This is a genomic window from Pseudomonas sp. GW821-FHT12A04, assembly GCF_058807755.1.
Genome location: NZ_JBXAQZ010000011.1, coordinates 145,838 through 160,757, shown reverse-complemented (window position 1 = coordinate 160,757; position 14,920 = coordinate 145,838). Strand labels below are relative to the sequence as shown.

At 61.0% G+C, this 14,920-nt stretch carries 13 protein-coding genes; 9 read left to right on the top strand and 4 right to left on the bottom strand.

Annotated features, from left to right (window positions below):
* The 9 genes from murD to lpxC all read left to right on the top strand — a co-directional run bounded on the left by murD (nucleotide 1) and on the right by lpxC (nucleotide 10,494).
* The gene (murD, locus tag AC1RS8_RS18395; protein ID WP_349736472.1) at nucleotides 1–1,347 is read left to right on the top strand and encodes a UDP-N-acetylmuramoyl-L-alanine--D-glutamate ligase; all 1,347 of its coding nucleotides are present in this window, start codon (nucleotides 1–3) and stop codon (nucleotides 1,345–1,347) included.
* Nucleotides 1,344–2,561, top strand: coding sequence for a putative lipid II flippase FtsW (ftsW, locus tag AC1RS8_RS18390; RefSeq protein ID WP_056726220.1), 1,218 nt, complete (start codon nucleotides 1,344–1,346; stop codon nucleotides 2,559–2,561). Before murD ends, ftsW begins: the two co-directional genes overlap by 4 nt.
* Complete coding sequence (gene murG / locus AC1RS8_RS18385; protein WP_046041926.1) at nucleotides 2,551–3,621, top strand: undecaprenyldiphospho-muramoylpentapeptide beta-N-acetylglucosaminyltransferase; 1,071 nt, start codon at nucleotides 2,551–2,553, stop codon at nucleotides 3,619–3,621. Before ftsW ends, murG begins: the two co-directional genes overlap by 11 nt.
* Entirely contained in the window at nucleotides 3,614–5,074 is a 1,461-nt protein-coding gene (murC, locus tag AC1RS8_RS18380; protein WP_057713364.1) for a UDP-N-acetylmuramate--L-alanine ligase, read from the top strand. The genes murG and murC overlap by 8 nt, the downstream gene beginning before the upstream one ends.
* Nucleotides 5,071–6,054 (top strand): D-alanine--D-alanine ligase, encoded by a 984-nt coding sequence (locus AC1RS8_RS18375; RefSeq protein WP_150814942.1) that lies wholly within the window; start codon nucleotides 5,071–5,073, stop codon nucleotides 6,052–6,054. Before murC ends, AC1RS8_RS18375 begins: the two co-directional genes overlap by 4 nt.
* A 4-nt stretch (nucleotides 6,055–6,058) precedes the next feature.
* Nucleotides 6,059–6,928 (top strand): cell division protein FtsQ/DivIB, encoded by an 870-nt coding sequence (locus tag AC1RS8_RS18370; RefSeq protein ID WP_057713366.1) that lies wholly within the window; start codon nucleotides 6,059–6,061, stop codon nucleotides 6,926–6,928.
* A 15-nt stretch (nucleotides 6,929–6,943) separates the two neighbouring features.
* Nucleotides 6,944–8,203 carry a cell division protein FtsA gene (ftsA, locus tag AC1RS8_RS18365; protein WP_007989901.1) on the top strand — a complete coding sequence of 420 codons (1,260 nt, stop codon included), beginning with the start codon at nucleotides 6,944–6,946 and terminating at the stop codon, nucleotides 8,201–8,203.
* A gap of 73 nt (nucleotides 8,204–8,276) precedes the next feature.
* A complete protein-coding gene (gene ftsZ, locus AC1RS8_RS18360; protein WP_489339195.1) occupies nucleotides 8,277–9,470 on the top strand; it encodes a cell division protein FtsZ in 1,194 nt (397 codons plus the stop codon).
* Between the two features lie 112 nt (nucleotides 9,471–9,582).
* Complete coding sequence (gene lpxC, locus AC1RS8_RS18355) at nucleotides 9,583–10,494, top strand: UDP-3-O-acyl-N-acetylglucosamine deacetylase (protein ID WP_007916984.1); 912 nt, start codon at nucleotides 9,583–9,585, stop codon at nucleotides 10,492–10,494.
* 173 nt (nucleotides 10,495–10,667) lie between these two features.
* On the opposite strand, the gene AC1RS8_RS18350 is transcribed toward lpxC, so the two are convergent.
* The 4 genes from AC1RS8_RS18350 to AC1RS8_RS18335 form a co-directional block, all read right to left on the bottom strand.
* The gene (locus tag AC1RS8_RS18350; RefSeq protein ID WP_489339194.1) at nucleotides 10,668–12,170 is read right to left on the bottom strand and encodes a sensor domain-containing diguanylate cyclase; all 1,503 of its coding nucleotides are present in this window, start codon (nucleotides 12,168–12,170) and stop codon (nucleotides 10,668–10,670) included.
* 242 nt (nucleotides 12,171–12,412) lie between these two features.
* Entirely contained in the window at nucleotides 12,413–12,637 is a 225-nt protein-coding gene (locus tag AC1RS8_RS18345; protein ID WP_489340646.1) for a hypothetical protein, read from the bottom strand.
* A 247-nt stretch (nucleotides 12,638–12,884) separates the two neighbouring features.
* A complete protein-coding gene (locus AC1RS8_RS18340) occupies nucleotides 12,885–14,249 on the bottom strand; it encodes a heavy metal sensor histidine kinase (RefSeq protein ID WP_489339193.1) in 1,365 nt (454 codons plus the stop codon).
* Nucleotides 14,239–14,916 (bottom strand): heavy metal response regulator transcription factor, encoded by a 678-nt coding sequence (locus AC1RS8_RS18335; protein ID WP_056726212.1) that lies wholly within the window; start codon nucleotides 14,914–14,916, stop codon nucleotides 14,239–14,241. Before AC1RS8_RS18335 ends, AC1RS8_RS18340 begins: the two co-directional genes overlap by 11 nt.
* Nucleotides 14,917–14,920: the final 4 nt, after the last annotated feature.

The following is a 14,920-nucleotide window of genomic DNA, read 5'->3' as shown; positions in this document are numbered from 1 at the left end:
GTGTCTCTGATCGCTTCTGACCACTTCCGCATCGTTGTCGGCCTCGGCAAGAGCGGCATGTCCCTGGTTCGCTTCCTGGCGAACCGGGGCGTGGCGTTTGCCGTGGCCGATACGCGGGAAAATCCACCGGAACTGGCCGCGCTCAAGCGTGACTATCCGCACGTGGAAGTGCGTTGTGGCGAGTTGGATGTCGAGTTCCTGTGCCGCGCCGACGAGCTCTACGTGAGCCCCGGCCTGGCGCTGGCGACCCCGGCCCTGCAGGCCGCCGCCGCCCGTGGCGTGAAATTGTCCGGCGACATCGAGCTGTTCGCGCGTAACGCGAAGGCGCCCATCGTGGCCATCAGCGGCTCCAACGCAAAAAGCACCGTGACCACGCTGGTCGGCGAAATGGCGGCGGCGGCGGGCAAGCGTGTTGCCGTCGGTGGCAATCTTGGCACGCCGGCGCTGGATCTGCTGCGGGACGACGTCGAGCTGTACGTGATGGAGTTGTCGAGTTTCCAGTTGGAAACCACCGATCAACTCAACGCCGAAGTCGCGACCGTGCTCAACATCAGCGAAGACCACATGGACCGTTACAGCGGTCTGCCGGCCTATCACCTGGCCAAGCACCGGATCTTCCGTGGCGCCAGGCAGTTTGTGGTCAATCGCCAGGACGCTTTGAGTCGTCCGCTGATGGGCGAAGGGCAGCCATGCTGGACCTTCGGCCTGAGCAAACCCGATTTCAAGGCTTTCGGTATTCGTGAAGAAGACGGCGAGAAATACCTGGGCTTCGAATTCCAGAACCTGATGCCAGTGCGCGAATTGAAGATTCGTGGCGCCCACAACCAGTCCAACGCCCTGGCGGCCCTGGCCCTGGGCCATGCGGTCGGCCTGCCGTTTGATGCCATGCTGTCGAGCCTGCGCACCTTCGCCGGTCTCGAGCATCGCTGCCAATGGGTCCGCGACCTCGACGGCGTGGGTTACTACAACGATTCCAAGGCCACCAACGTCGGTGCCGCACTGGCGGCCATCGAAGGCCTCGGCGCGGACATCGACGGCAAGATCGTGCTGATCGCCGGTGGCGACGGCAAGGGTGCCGAGTTCAAGGACCTGCGCGATCCGGTGGCGGCCAACTGCCGCGCCGTGGTCCTGATGGGGCGTGACTCCGACAAGATCGGTGAAGCCATCGGCGATGCCGTGCCGCTGATCCGCGCCGGCTCCCTGGTCGAAGCCGTCGAGCAATGCCGCGCTGCAGCCCAGCCGGGCGACGTGGTTCTGCTGTCGCCTGCCTGCGCCAGTTTCGACATGTTCAAGAACTACGAAGACCGTGGTCACCAGTTCGTCCAAGCCGTGGAGGATCTGGCATGAGCCTCAAAGGCATCATCAAGCCGTATCCATCGCCGCTCATCACCGGGCGCGGTATCGACCTCGACTTCCCGATGCTCGCCGGCTGCCTGACGCTGCTCGGCCTGGGGCTGATCATGATCGCCTCGGCATCGACCGAAGTGGCGGCCGTGCAGTCGGGCAGCGCCCTGTATTACATGATTCGCCACCTTATTTACGTGGTGCTGGGCCTGGGTGCCTGCATCGTCACCATGATGATCCCGATTGCCACCTGGCAACGCCTGGGCTGGCTGATGCTGCTGGGGGCGTTCGGCCTGCTGGTGATGGTGATCATTCCGGGGATCGGCCGTGAAGTGAACGGTTCGATGCGCTGGATCGGATTCAGTTTCTTCAACGTCCAGCCTTCCGAGATCGCCAAGGTGTTCGTGGTGATCTACCTCGCCGGTTATCTGGTGCGTCGCCAGAAAGAAGTGCGTGAAAGCTGGATGGGCTTCTTCAAGCCGTTCATCGTGCTGCTGCCGATGGCGGGCCTGCTGCTGATGGAGCCGGACTTCGGTGCCACCGTCGTGATGATGGGGGCCGCGGCGGCGATGCTGTTCCTTGGCGGCGTCGGGTTGTTCCGCTTTTCCCTGATGGTGGTCCTGGCCGTCGGCGCAGTGGTGCTGTTGATTCAAATGCAGCCGTATCGAATGGCGCGTCTGACCAACTTTGCCGACCCATGGGCCGACCAGTTCGGCGCTGGCTATCAGTTGTCCCAGGCATTGATCGCCTTCGGTCGCGGCGAATGGCTGGGCGTGGGCCTGGGCAACAGCGTGCAGAAACAGTTCTACCTGCCGGAAGCCCACACTGACTTCGTGTTCTCGGTCCTGGCCGAAGAGCTGGGTGCGGTGGGTTCGTTGTGCACCGTGGCACTGTTTGTCTTCGTGTGTATTCGTGGCATGTACATCGGTTTGTGGGCTGAAAAGGCCAAGCAGTTTTTCGCAGCTTATGTGGCATACGGTCTGTCGTTCCTGTGGATCGGCCAGTTCCTGATCAACATCGGGGTGAATGTCGGCCTGCTGCCGACCAAGGGGCTGACCCTGCCGTTCCTCAGTTATGGCGGTAGTTCGTTGGTGATTTGCTGCGCCTGTCTCGGCTTGTTGCTGCGCATCGAGTGGGAAAGTCGAACCCACCTGGGCAGCGAAGAGATGGAGTTCCATGAGAGCGACTTCGCCGAGGAGCCGAACCATGGGCGCTAACGTCATGATCATGGCTGGCGGTACCGGTGGCCACGTGTTCCCGGCGCTGGCCTGTGCCCGCGAATTCCAGGCGCGCGGCTACACCGTGCACTGGCTCGGCACCCCGCGTGGGATCGAGAACGATCTGGTGCCAGCGGCCGGTATCGAACTGCATCGGATCAATGCCAGCGGTCTGCGCGGCAAGGGCAAATTGTCCCTGCTAAAGGCACCGTTCATGTTGTTCAAGTCGGTCTGGCAGGCGCGGGCGATCATTCGCCGTCTGCAGCCGGTCTGCGTCGTTGGCTTTGGTGGGTTTGTGACCGGTCCTGGCGGCGTCGCGGCCAAACTGGCCGGTGTACCGGTGATCGTTCACGAACAGAACGCCGTTGCCGGTACCGCCAATCGGTTGCTGGTGCCGTTGGCCGCCCGAGTCTGTGAAGCGTTCCCCGACACCTTTACCCTGTCGGACAGCCGCCGGACCACCGGTAATCCGGTGCGCACCGAGCTGTTCCTCGAGACATCGCGACCTGCCCTGGCCGGTCGCAAGGCACGTTTGCTGATCCTGGGCGGAAGTCTGGGCGCAGAACCGTTGAACAAGTTGCTGCCTGAAGCCCTGTCGCAAGTCGCTGCCGATTTGCGTCCGGAAGTGTTCCATCAGGCCGGCAAAAACCACGATGAAGTGACTGCAGAGCGTTATCGCGCGGCTGGCGTCGAGGCGCAGGTGCAGCCCTTCATCAAAGACATGGCCCAAGCCTACAGCTGGGCCGACCTGGTGGTATGTCGCGCAGGCGCGCTGACCATCAGTGAACTGGCCGCCGCCGGTCTGCCCTCGATGCTGGTGCCTTTGCCTCACGCCATCGACGATCACCAGACCCGCAACGCCGAATATTTGGCCCGTGAAGGCGCAGCCTTCCTGATGCCACAAAGAACGACTGGCGCAGCGGATCTTGCCGCTCGCCTGACAGAGGTCCTGATGCAACCACAACGACTCAACGAAATGGCTACCGCGGCACGCCGCCTCGCCAAACCCGATGCCACCCGTAACGTGGTCGATAGCTGCCTGGAGGTGGCCCATGGTTGAGAGTCAGAAAGCCATGCCGCAACCGGAAATGCGCCGCATCCGTCGCATCCACTTCGTCGGTATCGGCGGTGTGGGCATGTGCGGGATTGCCGAAGTGCTGCTGAACCTGGGTTATGCCGTGTCCGGCTCTGACCTGAAGGCTTCGCCGGTGACTGAACGCCTGGAGTCCTTCGGCGCGCAGATCTTCATCGGCCATCGCGCCGAGAACGCCGCGGCCGCCGACGTGCTGGTGGTGTCGAGCGCCGTGAACACGTCCAACCCGGAAGTCGCTACCGCACTGGAACGCCGTATCCCGGTGGTGCCGCGTGCAGAGATGCTGGCTGAGCTGATGCGTTATCGCCACGGTATCGCCGTTGCCGGTACCCACGGCAAAACCACGACCACCAGCCTGATCGCTTCGGTGTTCGCTGCCGGTGGCCTGGACCCGACATTCGTGATCGGTGGCCGCCTGAATGCCGCGGGCACCAATGCCCAGCTTGGCACCAGCCGCTACCTGATCGCCGAAGCCGACGAAAGCGACGCCAGCTTCCTGCACTTGCAGCCGCTGGTGGCTGTGGTCACCAACATCGACGCCGATCACATGGCGACCTACGACGGTGACTTCAACAAGCTGAAGAAAACCTTCGTCGAATTCCTCCACAACCTGCCGTTCTATGGCCTGGCCGTGGTGTGCCTGGACGATCCGGTGGTGCGTGAAATCCTCCCGCAGGTCAAGCGTCCGACCGTTACTTACGGCTTCGGCGAAGACTGCGACGTGCGCGCCATCAACGTGCGCCAGCAAGGCATGCAGACCTTCTTCACCGTACTGCGTCCCGACCGCGAGCCACTGGATGTTTCGGTCAACATGCCGGGCAACCACAACGTGCTGAACTCGCTGGCGACCATCTGCATCGCCACCGACGAAGGCGTCAGCGATGAAGCCATCGTCCAAGGCCTGTCCGGGTTCCAGGGGGTCGGCCGACGCTTCCAGGTCTACGGCGAACTGCCGGTGGACGGCGGCAATGTGATGCTGGTCGATGACTACGGTCACCACCCGACGGAAGTCGCGGCCGTGATCAAGGCCGTACGCGGTGGCTGGCCGGAGCGCCGCCTGGTGATGGTCTACCAGCCGCACCGTTACAGCCGCACCCGTGACCTGTACGACGATTTCGTCAATGTGCTGGCCGACGCCAACGTACTGCTGCTGATGGAAGTCTATCCGGCCGGCGAAGAGCCGATTCCAGGCGCCGACAGCCGCAAGCTGTGCAACAGCATCCGTCAGCGTGGCCAGCTCGACCCGATCTACATCGAGCGTGGCGTCGACCTCGCGCCAGTGGTCAAGCCGCTGCTGCGCGCCGGCGACATCCTGCTGTGCCAGGGCGCCGGTGATATCGGCGGTCTCGCACCAAAACTGTTGAAAAGTGAGTTGTTCGCCGGTGCCGTTGCCGCACCGGAGAAGGGGAAGTTGAAATGACTGTTGCCTACGCCAACCTGGTCTCCACGATCGCGCCGAAAGACTTCGGCCGCGTCGCCGTGCTGTTCGGCGGCAAGAGCGCCGAGCGTGAGGTCTCCCTGAAGTCGGGTAACGCCGTTCTGGACGCACTGCAAAGCGCCGGTGTGGACGCGTTCGGCCTCGACGTGGGCGATGACCTGCTGCAGCGTCTGCTCAACGAAAAAATCGACCGCGCCTTCATCATCCTCCACGGCCGTGGTGGTGAAGACGGCAGCATGCAGGGCTTGCTCGAATGCCTGGGCATTCCGTACACCGGCAGCGGCATCCTGGCTTCGGCCCTGGCCATGGACAAACTGCGAACCAAGCAGGTCTGGCACAGCCTGGGCATTCCAACCCCACGTCACGCGGTACTGAGCAGCGAGGCCGATTGTATTTCGGCGGCGACGGAACTGGGCTTCCCTTTGATCGTCAAACCGGCCCATGAAGGTTCAAGTATCGGTATGGCCAAAGTGAGTTCCGCGTCCGAATTGATCGACGCATGGAAAGCGGCCAGTACCTACGATTCGCAAGTGTTGGTCGAGCAATGGATTCACGGTCCGGAGTTCACCATCGCCACCCTGCGTGACCAGGTGTTGCCACCGATTGCCCTGGGTACCACGCACAGCTTCTACGACTACGACGCCAAGTACATCGCCAACGATACCCAGTACCGCATTCCGTGCGGTCTGGACAGCGCCAAGGAAAAGGAACTCATGGACCTCACGGCGAAAGCCTGTGAAGCGCTGGGTATCGCCGGTTGGGGCAGGGCAGACGTGATGCAGGACGCCGACGGGCAGTTCTGGTTCCTGGAGGTCAACACCGCACCGGGCATGACCGATCACAGCCTGGTGCCGATGGCGGCCCGTGCCGCCGGTCTGGATTTCCAGCAACTGGTTCTGGCCATTCTGGCCGAGAGCGTTGTCGGCAAGACTGCCGGTAACCAAGAGTCGACGAGAGGTTAAGGCCATGCAAGGCGCTCAGCTCAGACATCAGCCCACCGCACCGACCGGCCGCAAGCCGGTACCGCGGGGTGCCAGCCGAATGGTGGCCAAAGAGCCGATGTCCGCGCGCCTGCCGAAAGCCAACTTCGGTTTTCTCAAAGCGTTGTTCTGGCCGGTACTGCTGGTGGCTTTGGGGTTCGGTACTTACGAAGGCGCGACACGGTTGTTGCCGTATGCCGATAGGCCGATCACCAAGATCAACGTGCAGGGCGACCTGAGTTACATCAGCCAGCAAGCGGTGCAGCAGCGGATCGCCCCTTACGTGGCGTCGAGCTTCTTCACCATCGACCTGGCGAGCATGCGCACCGAGCTGGAACAGATGCCATGGATTGCCCACGCCGAGGTGCGCAGGGTGTGGCCGGATCAAGTGGTGATCCGCCTGGAAGAACAACTGCCAGTGGCCCGTTGGGGCGACGAGTCGCTGTTGAACAACCAGGGCCAGGCCTTCACCCCGCGCGAGCTGGCGAACTATGAACACCTGCCACAGCTGTTCGGCCCACAGCGGGCTCAGCAGCAAGTGATGCAGCAATACCAGGTACTGAGCCAGATGCTCAGGCCGCTGGGCTTCTCGATTGCACGCCTCGAACTGCGTGATCGCGGCAGCTGGTTCCTGACCACCGGCCCCGGCAGTGCGGGTCCCGGGATCGAACTGCTGCTGGGACGCGGCAACCAGGTGGAAAAGATGCGCCGTTTCATCGCCATCTATGACAAGACGCTCAAAGAACAGATTACGAACATTGCGCGCATCGATCTGCGCTACGCCAACGGCCTCGCTGTTGGCTGGCGGGAACCTGTAGCGCCCACGGCAGCCCAACCCGCTGTCGCGAAGAATTAAGAAGAGGCAGGACCCATGGCAAACGTGCAAAGCGGCAAAATGATCGTCGGTCTCGATATCGGCACCTCCAAGGTGGTGGCGCTGGTGGGCGAGGTCGCGGACGACGGCACGCTGGAAATCGTCGGGATCGGCACCCATCCGTCCCGTGGCCTGAAAAAAGGCGTGGTGGTGAACATCGAGTCCACCGTGCAATCGATCCAGCGCGCCATCGAAGAAGCGCAGCTGATGGCTGGTTGCCGCATTCACTCGGCGTTCGTCGGCGTGGCCGGTAATCACATCCGCAGCCTGAACTCCCACGGCATCGTGGCGATTCGTGATCGCGAAGTCAGCTCGGCGGACCTTGAGCGTGTGCTCGACGCTGCCCAGGCCGTGGCGATCCCGGCTGACCAGCGCGTGCTGCACACCTTGCCGCAGGATTACGTAATCGATAACCAGGAAGGCGTCCGCGAACCGCTGGGCATGTCCGGCGTACGTCTGGAAGCCAAGGTCCACGTGGTCACCTGCGCCGTCAACGCTGCGCAGAACATTGAAAAATGCGTGCGCCGCTGCGGTCTGGAAATCGACGACATCATTCTCGAGCAACTGGCTTCCGCGTACTCGGTACTGACCGATGACGAGAAAGAGCTGGGCGTGTGCCTGGTGGACATCGGTGGCGGTACTACCGACATCGCGATCTTCACCGAAGGCGCGATCCGTCACACCGCGGTGATCCCGATTGCCGGTGACCAGGTGACCAACGACATCGCCATGGCGTTGCGCACTCCGACCCAGTACGCCGAAGAAATCAAGATCCGCTACGCCTGTGCCCTGGCCAAACTGGCCGGTGCCGGTGAAACCATCAAGGTGCCAAGCGTTGGTGACCGTCCGCCGCGTGAGCTGTCCCGCCAGGCCCTGGCCGAAGTGGTCGAGCCGCGCTACGACGAGCTGTTCACGCTGATCCAGGCCGAACTGCGCCGCAGCGGCTACGAAGACCTGATCCCGGCCGGCATCGTGCTGACCGGCGGTACGTCGAAGATGGAAGGCGCTACCGAACTGGCCGAGGAAATCTTCCACATGCCGGTGCGCCTGGGCGTGCCTCACGGCGTGAAAGGTCTGGATGACGTGGTACGCAACCCGATCTATTCCACCGGCGTCGGCCTGTTGATGTACGGCCTGCAGAAGCAGTCCGACGGCATCTCGTTCTCGGGCATCGGCAGTCGCGACAGCTACAGCAACGAAGAGCCACAGGCTCCGCTGCTGGACCGCCTGAAGAAGTGGGTCCAGGGCAATTTCTGAAGATTTACCGCAATACCGTTACACCGAAGCACGCAGTAGGCGAAAAAACTAGAGAATGTAAAGGAGAGGGAAAATGTTCGAACTCGTAGACAACATCCCCGCAAGCCCGGTAATCAAAGTTATCGGTGTCGGCGGTGGCGGCGGCAACGCTGTCAACCATATGGTCAAGAGCAACATCGAAGGCGTCGAGTTCATCTGCGCCAACACCGATGCTCAAGCGCTGAAAAACATCGGCGCGCGGACCATCCTGCAACTGGGCACCGGTGTGACCAAGGGTCTGGGCGCTGGCGCCAACCCTGAAGTCGGCCGTCAAGCCGCTCTGGAAGACCGTGAGCGCATTGCCGAAGTACTGCAGGGCACCAACATGGTGTTCATCACCACTGGCATGGGCGGCGGTACCGGTACCGGTGCTGCGCCGATCATCGCCGAAGTGGCCAAGGAAATGGGCATCCTGACCGTTGCGGTCGTGACCCGTCCGTTCCCGTTCGAAGGCCGCAAGCGTATGCAGATCGCCGACGAAGGCATCCGTATGCTCTCCGAAAGCGTCGACTCGTTGATCACCATTCCCAACGAGAAGCTGCTGACCATCCTCGGTAAAGACGCCAGCCTGCTGTCGGCTTTCGCCAAGGCAGACGATGTACTGGCCGGTGCCGTCCGCGGTATCTCCGACATCATCAAGCGTCCGGGCATGATCAACGTCGACTTCGCCGACGTGCGTACCGTGATGAGCGAAATGGGCATGGCGATGATGGGCACTGGCTGCGCCAGCGGTCCGAACCGTGCACGCGAAGCCACCGAAGCGGCCATCCGCAACCCGCTGCTCGAAGACGTGAACCTGCAAGGCGCACGCGGCATCCTGGTGAACATTACCGCCGGTCCGGATCTGTCCCTGGGTGAATACTCTGACGTGGGTAGCATCATCGAGGCATTCGCTTCCGAGCACGCGATGGTCAAGGTCGGTACCGTTATCGATCCGGACATGCGCGACGAACTGCACGTGACTGTCGTTGCCACAGGTCTGGGCGCTAAAATCGAGAAGCCTGTGAAGGTCATCGACAACACCGTTCACACTTCGATGGCTGCACAGCCACAACAACAGGCCCCTGTTCGTCAGGAAGCTCCAGCGGTGAACTACCGTGACCTGGAGCGTCCGACCGTCATGCGCAACCAGGCTCAGGCCGGTGCTGCGACTGCCGCGAAGATGAATCCGCAAGATGATCTGGACTACCTGGACATCCCGGCTTTCCTGCGTCGTCAGGCCGATTGATGGAATGTATCAGGGCTATGAAGGTGATTGGTGTTCAGCAAAGGCGTGGTCTGCTATCATCGCCAGCCTTTGTTGATACCAGTTCGCAATTTGCGCTGAAGCGGCCCAAGCCATGATTAAACAACGCACACTGAAAAATATTATCCGTGCCACAGGTGTAGGCCTGCACTCCGGGGAGAAGGTCTACCTGACCCTCAAGCCTGCGCCTGTCGACACTGGCATTGTGTTTTGTCGCGCTGACCTCGACCCTGTGGTGCAAATTCCTGCCCGCGCGGAAAACGTCGGTGAAACCACTATGTCGACCACGCTGATCAATGGCGACGTCAAAGTGGACACGGTAGAGCACTTGCTCTCGGCCATGGCTGGCCTGGGCATCGATAACGCCTACGTCGAGCTCTCCGCGTCCGAAGTCCCGATCATGGATGGCAGCGCTGGACCCTTCGTATTCCTGATTCAATCGGCAGGCCTGGAAGAACAGGACGCCGCCAAGAAATTCATCCGCATCCTGCGTGAAGTGACAGTGGAAGACGGCGACAAGCGCGCCACTTTCGTCCCTTTCGAAGGGTTCAAGGTGAGCTTCGAGATCGATTTCGATCACCCGGTTTTCCGGGACCGCACCCAAAGTGCAAGCGTGGATTTTTCCAGCACTTCGTTCGTAAAAGAAGTCAGCCGCGCCCGTACTTTCGGTTTCATGAGTGACATCGAGTACCTGCGCAAGCACAACCTCGCACTCGGCGGCAGCGTTGAAAACGCTATTGTGGTCGACGCCGATGGCGTACTGAACGAAGACGGCCTTCGCTATGAAGACGAATTCGTGAAGCACAAGATTCTCGATGCAATTGGTGACCTCTACCTGCTGGGCAATAGCCTGATTGGTGAGTTCAAGGGCTTCAAGTCCGGCCACGCACTGAACAACCAGCTGCTGCGCAAGTTGATTGAGCAGACAGATGCCTGGGAAGTCGTGACGTTCGAAGACGCCAGCACCGCACCGATCTCTTACATGCGTCCGGTTGCGGCCGTGTAAGCAAAAAACCTCTCTAGTTTTTTAAAGGCTACCTTCGGGTGGCCTTTTTTTATGTCCGAAGTTTGTAGTGCCTGGGCTGGCCTCATCGCGAGCAAGCTCGCTCCCACAGTTGATTGCATTCCCCTGTGGGAGCGAGCTTGCTCGCGATGAGGCCAGCCCATCCAATAAAAATCCTATTCGGCACACACCACCCGGTTACGCCCCCCTTCCTTGGCCTGATACAGCGCCTTGTCGGCACTGAACAGCAATTGCTCCAGGTTGATATCGCTGGCCGCCGTCCAAGTGGCAATACCGATACTTACACTCATCGGCGGCTCACCGGCGTCCACCAGTGGCAGTTTCTGCACCGCCTCGCGGATGTACTCGGCGATCTGCTTCGCGCCTACACTGTCAGTTTCGGCCAGGACCACCGAAAACTCCTCGCCGCCATAGCGAGCCACCAGATCCGTCGGGCGATGGACATTGGCGCGCAGGACCCCGGCCAACGCCCGCAAGGCTTCGTCGCCGGCCTGATGCCCGTGCCGGTCATTGAAGGCCTTGAAGTGATCGGCATCGATCATCAGCAACGACAACGGCCTGCCACTGCGCTGCGCACGAAACCATTCATGGCGCAGGGTCTGATCAAGGGATCGACGGTTGGCCACGCCGGTCAAGGCATCGGTGGCCGCCAGTTGCGCCAATTCCTGCTCGGCACTTTGGCGCCGTCGCAGCTCGCGGCAGAGCAGCCAGGTCAGCCACAACAGGCCGATGCACAAGACCCCTGTTGCACCGCTGATCACATAGGCCGTGCGGTTCCAGGTGGCGAACACTTCGTCGATGGAAAGGGCCACGATGACGGTCAGCGGCAGATTGCCGACCCGGGTAAAGGTGTACAGGCGCCGTTGATGATCGACACTCGATACGCTTTCAAAGGTACCACTGCGCTCGCGCAGCATGCGTACGACGTTGGGACGGCTGGAGAGGCTTTTGCCGATGGCGTTTTGCTCCCGGTACGGTTTCTGCGCCAGGAGGATCCCGTCATCGTTGATGATGCCCAGCGTACTGCCGTTGCCGATGTCGAGGCTGTTGAACAGTTGGTCGAAGTAGCTCATGCGCATCGACGCCACCGCGACCCCCAGAAACTCACCCGTGGGCGAAGAAATGCGCCGGCTGAAACTGATGCGCCATTCGTCGCTGTCATCGCAGTCGCAGCGTGGCTTGAACGGTCGGCTGATAAACATGCCGGTGTCGCGATTGAAGGCATGGGCCAGGAAGTAATCGCGGTCAGCGAAGTTGCCCGGTTTCGGCTCGATCAATGATGAGTCGGCCAGCACGTCGCCGTGCTTGTCCAGCAGCAGGATGTCGCCCTTGTAGCGCGCAGTGGTGGAGCGGTCGAACAGCACCAGATGACGGATCTGCGGTGCAATCTGTTTAAGGTCGTCCCGTTGGGCGGCGGCGATCAGGCCCTGCAAGGTCAAGTCATAGAGCTCGACCGTACGCAGGACATCGGTATCGATCAGTTGCGCGATGGTGGTCGCGCTGCGTGTGGCGGTCTGCTGGGCGTAGGCGTGTTCGCGGATCAGCAGGAAAGTGACGATGCACAGGATCGAGATGACGGTCAGGGTACTGCCGAAGATCACCATGATCTCGGGTCGCCCGGTCGGGCCTTGAAAATGTGCGGTGCGGCTTGCGGTCATAGGGCTGACGTCTGCTAAAGGGACGCTCTAAGCGTAGTTGCATAAACGTAGTAGCCGAGTGAATCGTTCCCTCGAATGATTGATCCTGGGTGTGGGCGTCAGTGACGTTCGTTGCGCAAATTGCAATGAAGGCCGAGTCGCCACTATAAAAAAAGCCGCTGACAGCAGCGGCTTCGAAGACAACTTTTCAAAGGGAAGAGCCGATGAAAAGTGTCGAGGGAAACGGGTGTGATCGGTGCGGGTCAGCTGTCTTTCTCGGCCAGTGGCTGGGCCTGGATGCTGGATGCCTGCGGGGCTTGGGAGTCTTGAGCAGCCTTGGCCGTCATCTCGATCTGATGCTCTTCGAACGTTGCAGCGCGTGTGGCGTTATGCGCGACGAAAGTCTGCGATTCTTCCGCCATCGCCAATGGCGACAGGAACAAAGAGGACAAAACGAAAGCGCTGGCAATACCCATACTGTTGGACATTTTTAAAACCTTCTTGCTTGGCAAGTGCTGTTTGGTGCGGGCAAAGATAAGGATATGAGGCGAGGGGAAAAAGAGCGGATTCATGAAAGGACTGTTGCGCTTATGGCAATAGTTGATTGGCCGTCTATATGTGTTCAACTCAATCCAATGTGGGAGCGAGCTTGCTCGCGATAGCATCACCTCGGTTCAGAAGTTGCACCGAGTCGCCTGCATCGCGAGCAAGCTCGCTCCCACAAAGGAGAGGGTTTCAGACGGGAAGATGAATCCCGAACGTATTCATCCCATGATCACTGCGCACGAACACATCGCCGCCATGCATCAGCGCAATTGCCTTGACGATGGCCAGCCCCAGACCGTGATTGTGGCCGCTGTTGCTGCGCGACGCATCGACCCGGTAGAAGCGTTCGAACAGGCGCGGCAGATGTTCGTTGGCAATCGGCGAACCCGGGTTGGCGACGCCGATGCTGACTTGATGCTCCTGGGCTTCGATCCGCACTTGAATCACCTGCCCGGGCGCGGTGTGCTGCACCGCATTACTCAGCAAGTTGATCAACGCCCGGCGCAGATGGGCGATCTCGATGCACACCTGCGCATCACCACTGACCTCAACCTGGACCTGAGCGTCTTCGAGAATGAAATCCAGATATTCCAGGGTCGTGGCCACCTCATCGGCCAGCGAGGTTGAGGTGAGTTTGGTCGCCTTGCTGCCCTGGTCGGCGCTGGCGAGAAACAGCATGTCGTTGATGATCGAACGCAGTCGCTCAAGCTCTTCGAGGTTCGATTGCAGTACTTCGAAGTATTGCTCGGCGGAGCGCCCGCGGGTCAATGCGACCTGGGTCTGGCCGATCAGGTTGGTCAGTGGCGAGCGCAGTTCATGGGCGACATCGGCGTTGAATGACTCAAGGCGCGAGTAGGCTTGCTCGACCCGTTCCAGGGTCGAGTTGAACGAGCTGGCGAACTGATCGAGTTCCGGCGGCAACGGTGACAATCGCAAGCGCCCCGAGCGCAACGGCGGGGCCAGGCGCTGGGCTTCCTGGGACAGTTTGATCAGCGGCTTGAGCCCGATCCGCGCCACCCAATAACCCAGTGCCGAGGCCAGCAGCACACCGACAATCGCCAGGCTGATCAGCGCGACCAGCAGGTGATGCTGGGTATGGAAAAACGTTTCGGTGTCGATGGCGATCATGAAGCGCAACGCTGGGCGCTGGTCCTTGGCCGGAAACTCGCTGACCAGCACTTTCAGTGGATACGGGTGCTCCGGCAGATGCATGTCGCGCGTGCCCAGCGGGCCTTGGGCAAAGGCACGGATCTGCGAGGTCAGGTTGCCGTATTCGTAGTGTGGATCGCCGCTGATGATCCAGAAACTGATGCGCTTGTCTTCTTCGCTCAGCAGGTTGAGCTTGTTGTTGATCTTCACCCAGTGCTCAGGCGTGCCGTAACGGCCGACCGTGGATTCGAGCACGCTGTAGCGCGCATCGAGTTCGGCTTCTGGCAGCAGGCCCAGGCCCTTGTCGACCTGCTGGTACAGCGCCCAGCCGATCAGCAGGAACACCAGCAGCGCCACCAGCGTGAACATTGCGCTCAGACGCAGGGCGATGGAATTACTGGACACCACGGCTCTCCAGCACATAACCCATGCCACGAATGGTGTGCAGCAGTTTCTCTTCGAACGGCCCGTCGAGCTTCGCCCGCAGGCGTTTGATCGCGACTTCGACGACGTTGGCGTCGCTGTCGAAATTGATGTCCCAGACCATCTCGGCAATGGCGGTTTTCGAGAGGATTTCACCCTGGCGCCGGGCCAGTACACTGAGCAGCGAGAACTCCTTGGCGGTCAGGTCCAGGCGTGTACCGGCGCGGGTGGCCTTGCGGCTGATCAAATCTATCCACAGGTCGGCGATGCTCACTTGCACCGGTTCATGACCGCCGCTGCGCCGGGTCAGCGCTTGCAGGCGTGCCACCAGTTCAAGGAAGGAAAACGGTTTGCCCAGATAGTCATCGGCGCCTTCACGCAGGCCCTTGATGCGGTCTTCCACACGCTCGCGGGCGGTGAGCATGATCACCGGGGTTTGCTTGCGCGCACGCAGGGCGCGCAACACACCGAAGCCGTCGAGGCCCGGCAGCATGACGTCGAGGACGATCACCGCGTAGTCGCTCTCCAGCGCCAGGTGCAGACCTTCCACACCATCGCGGGCCAGATCCACGGTGAAACCCTGTTCCGTCAGGCCGCGATGTAGATAGTCCGCGGTTTTTTCTTCGTCTTCGATAATCAGAACGCGCATGACC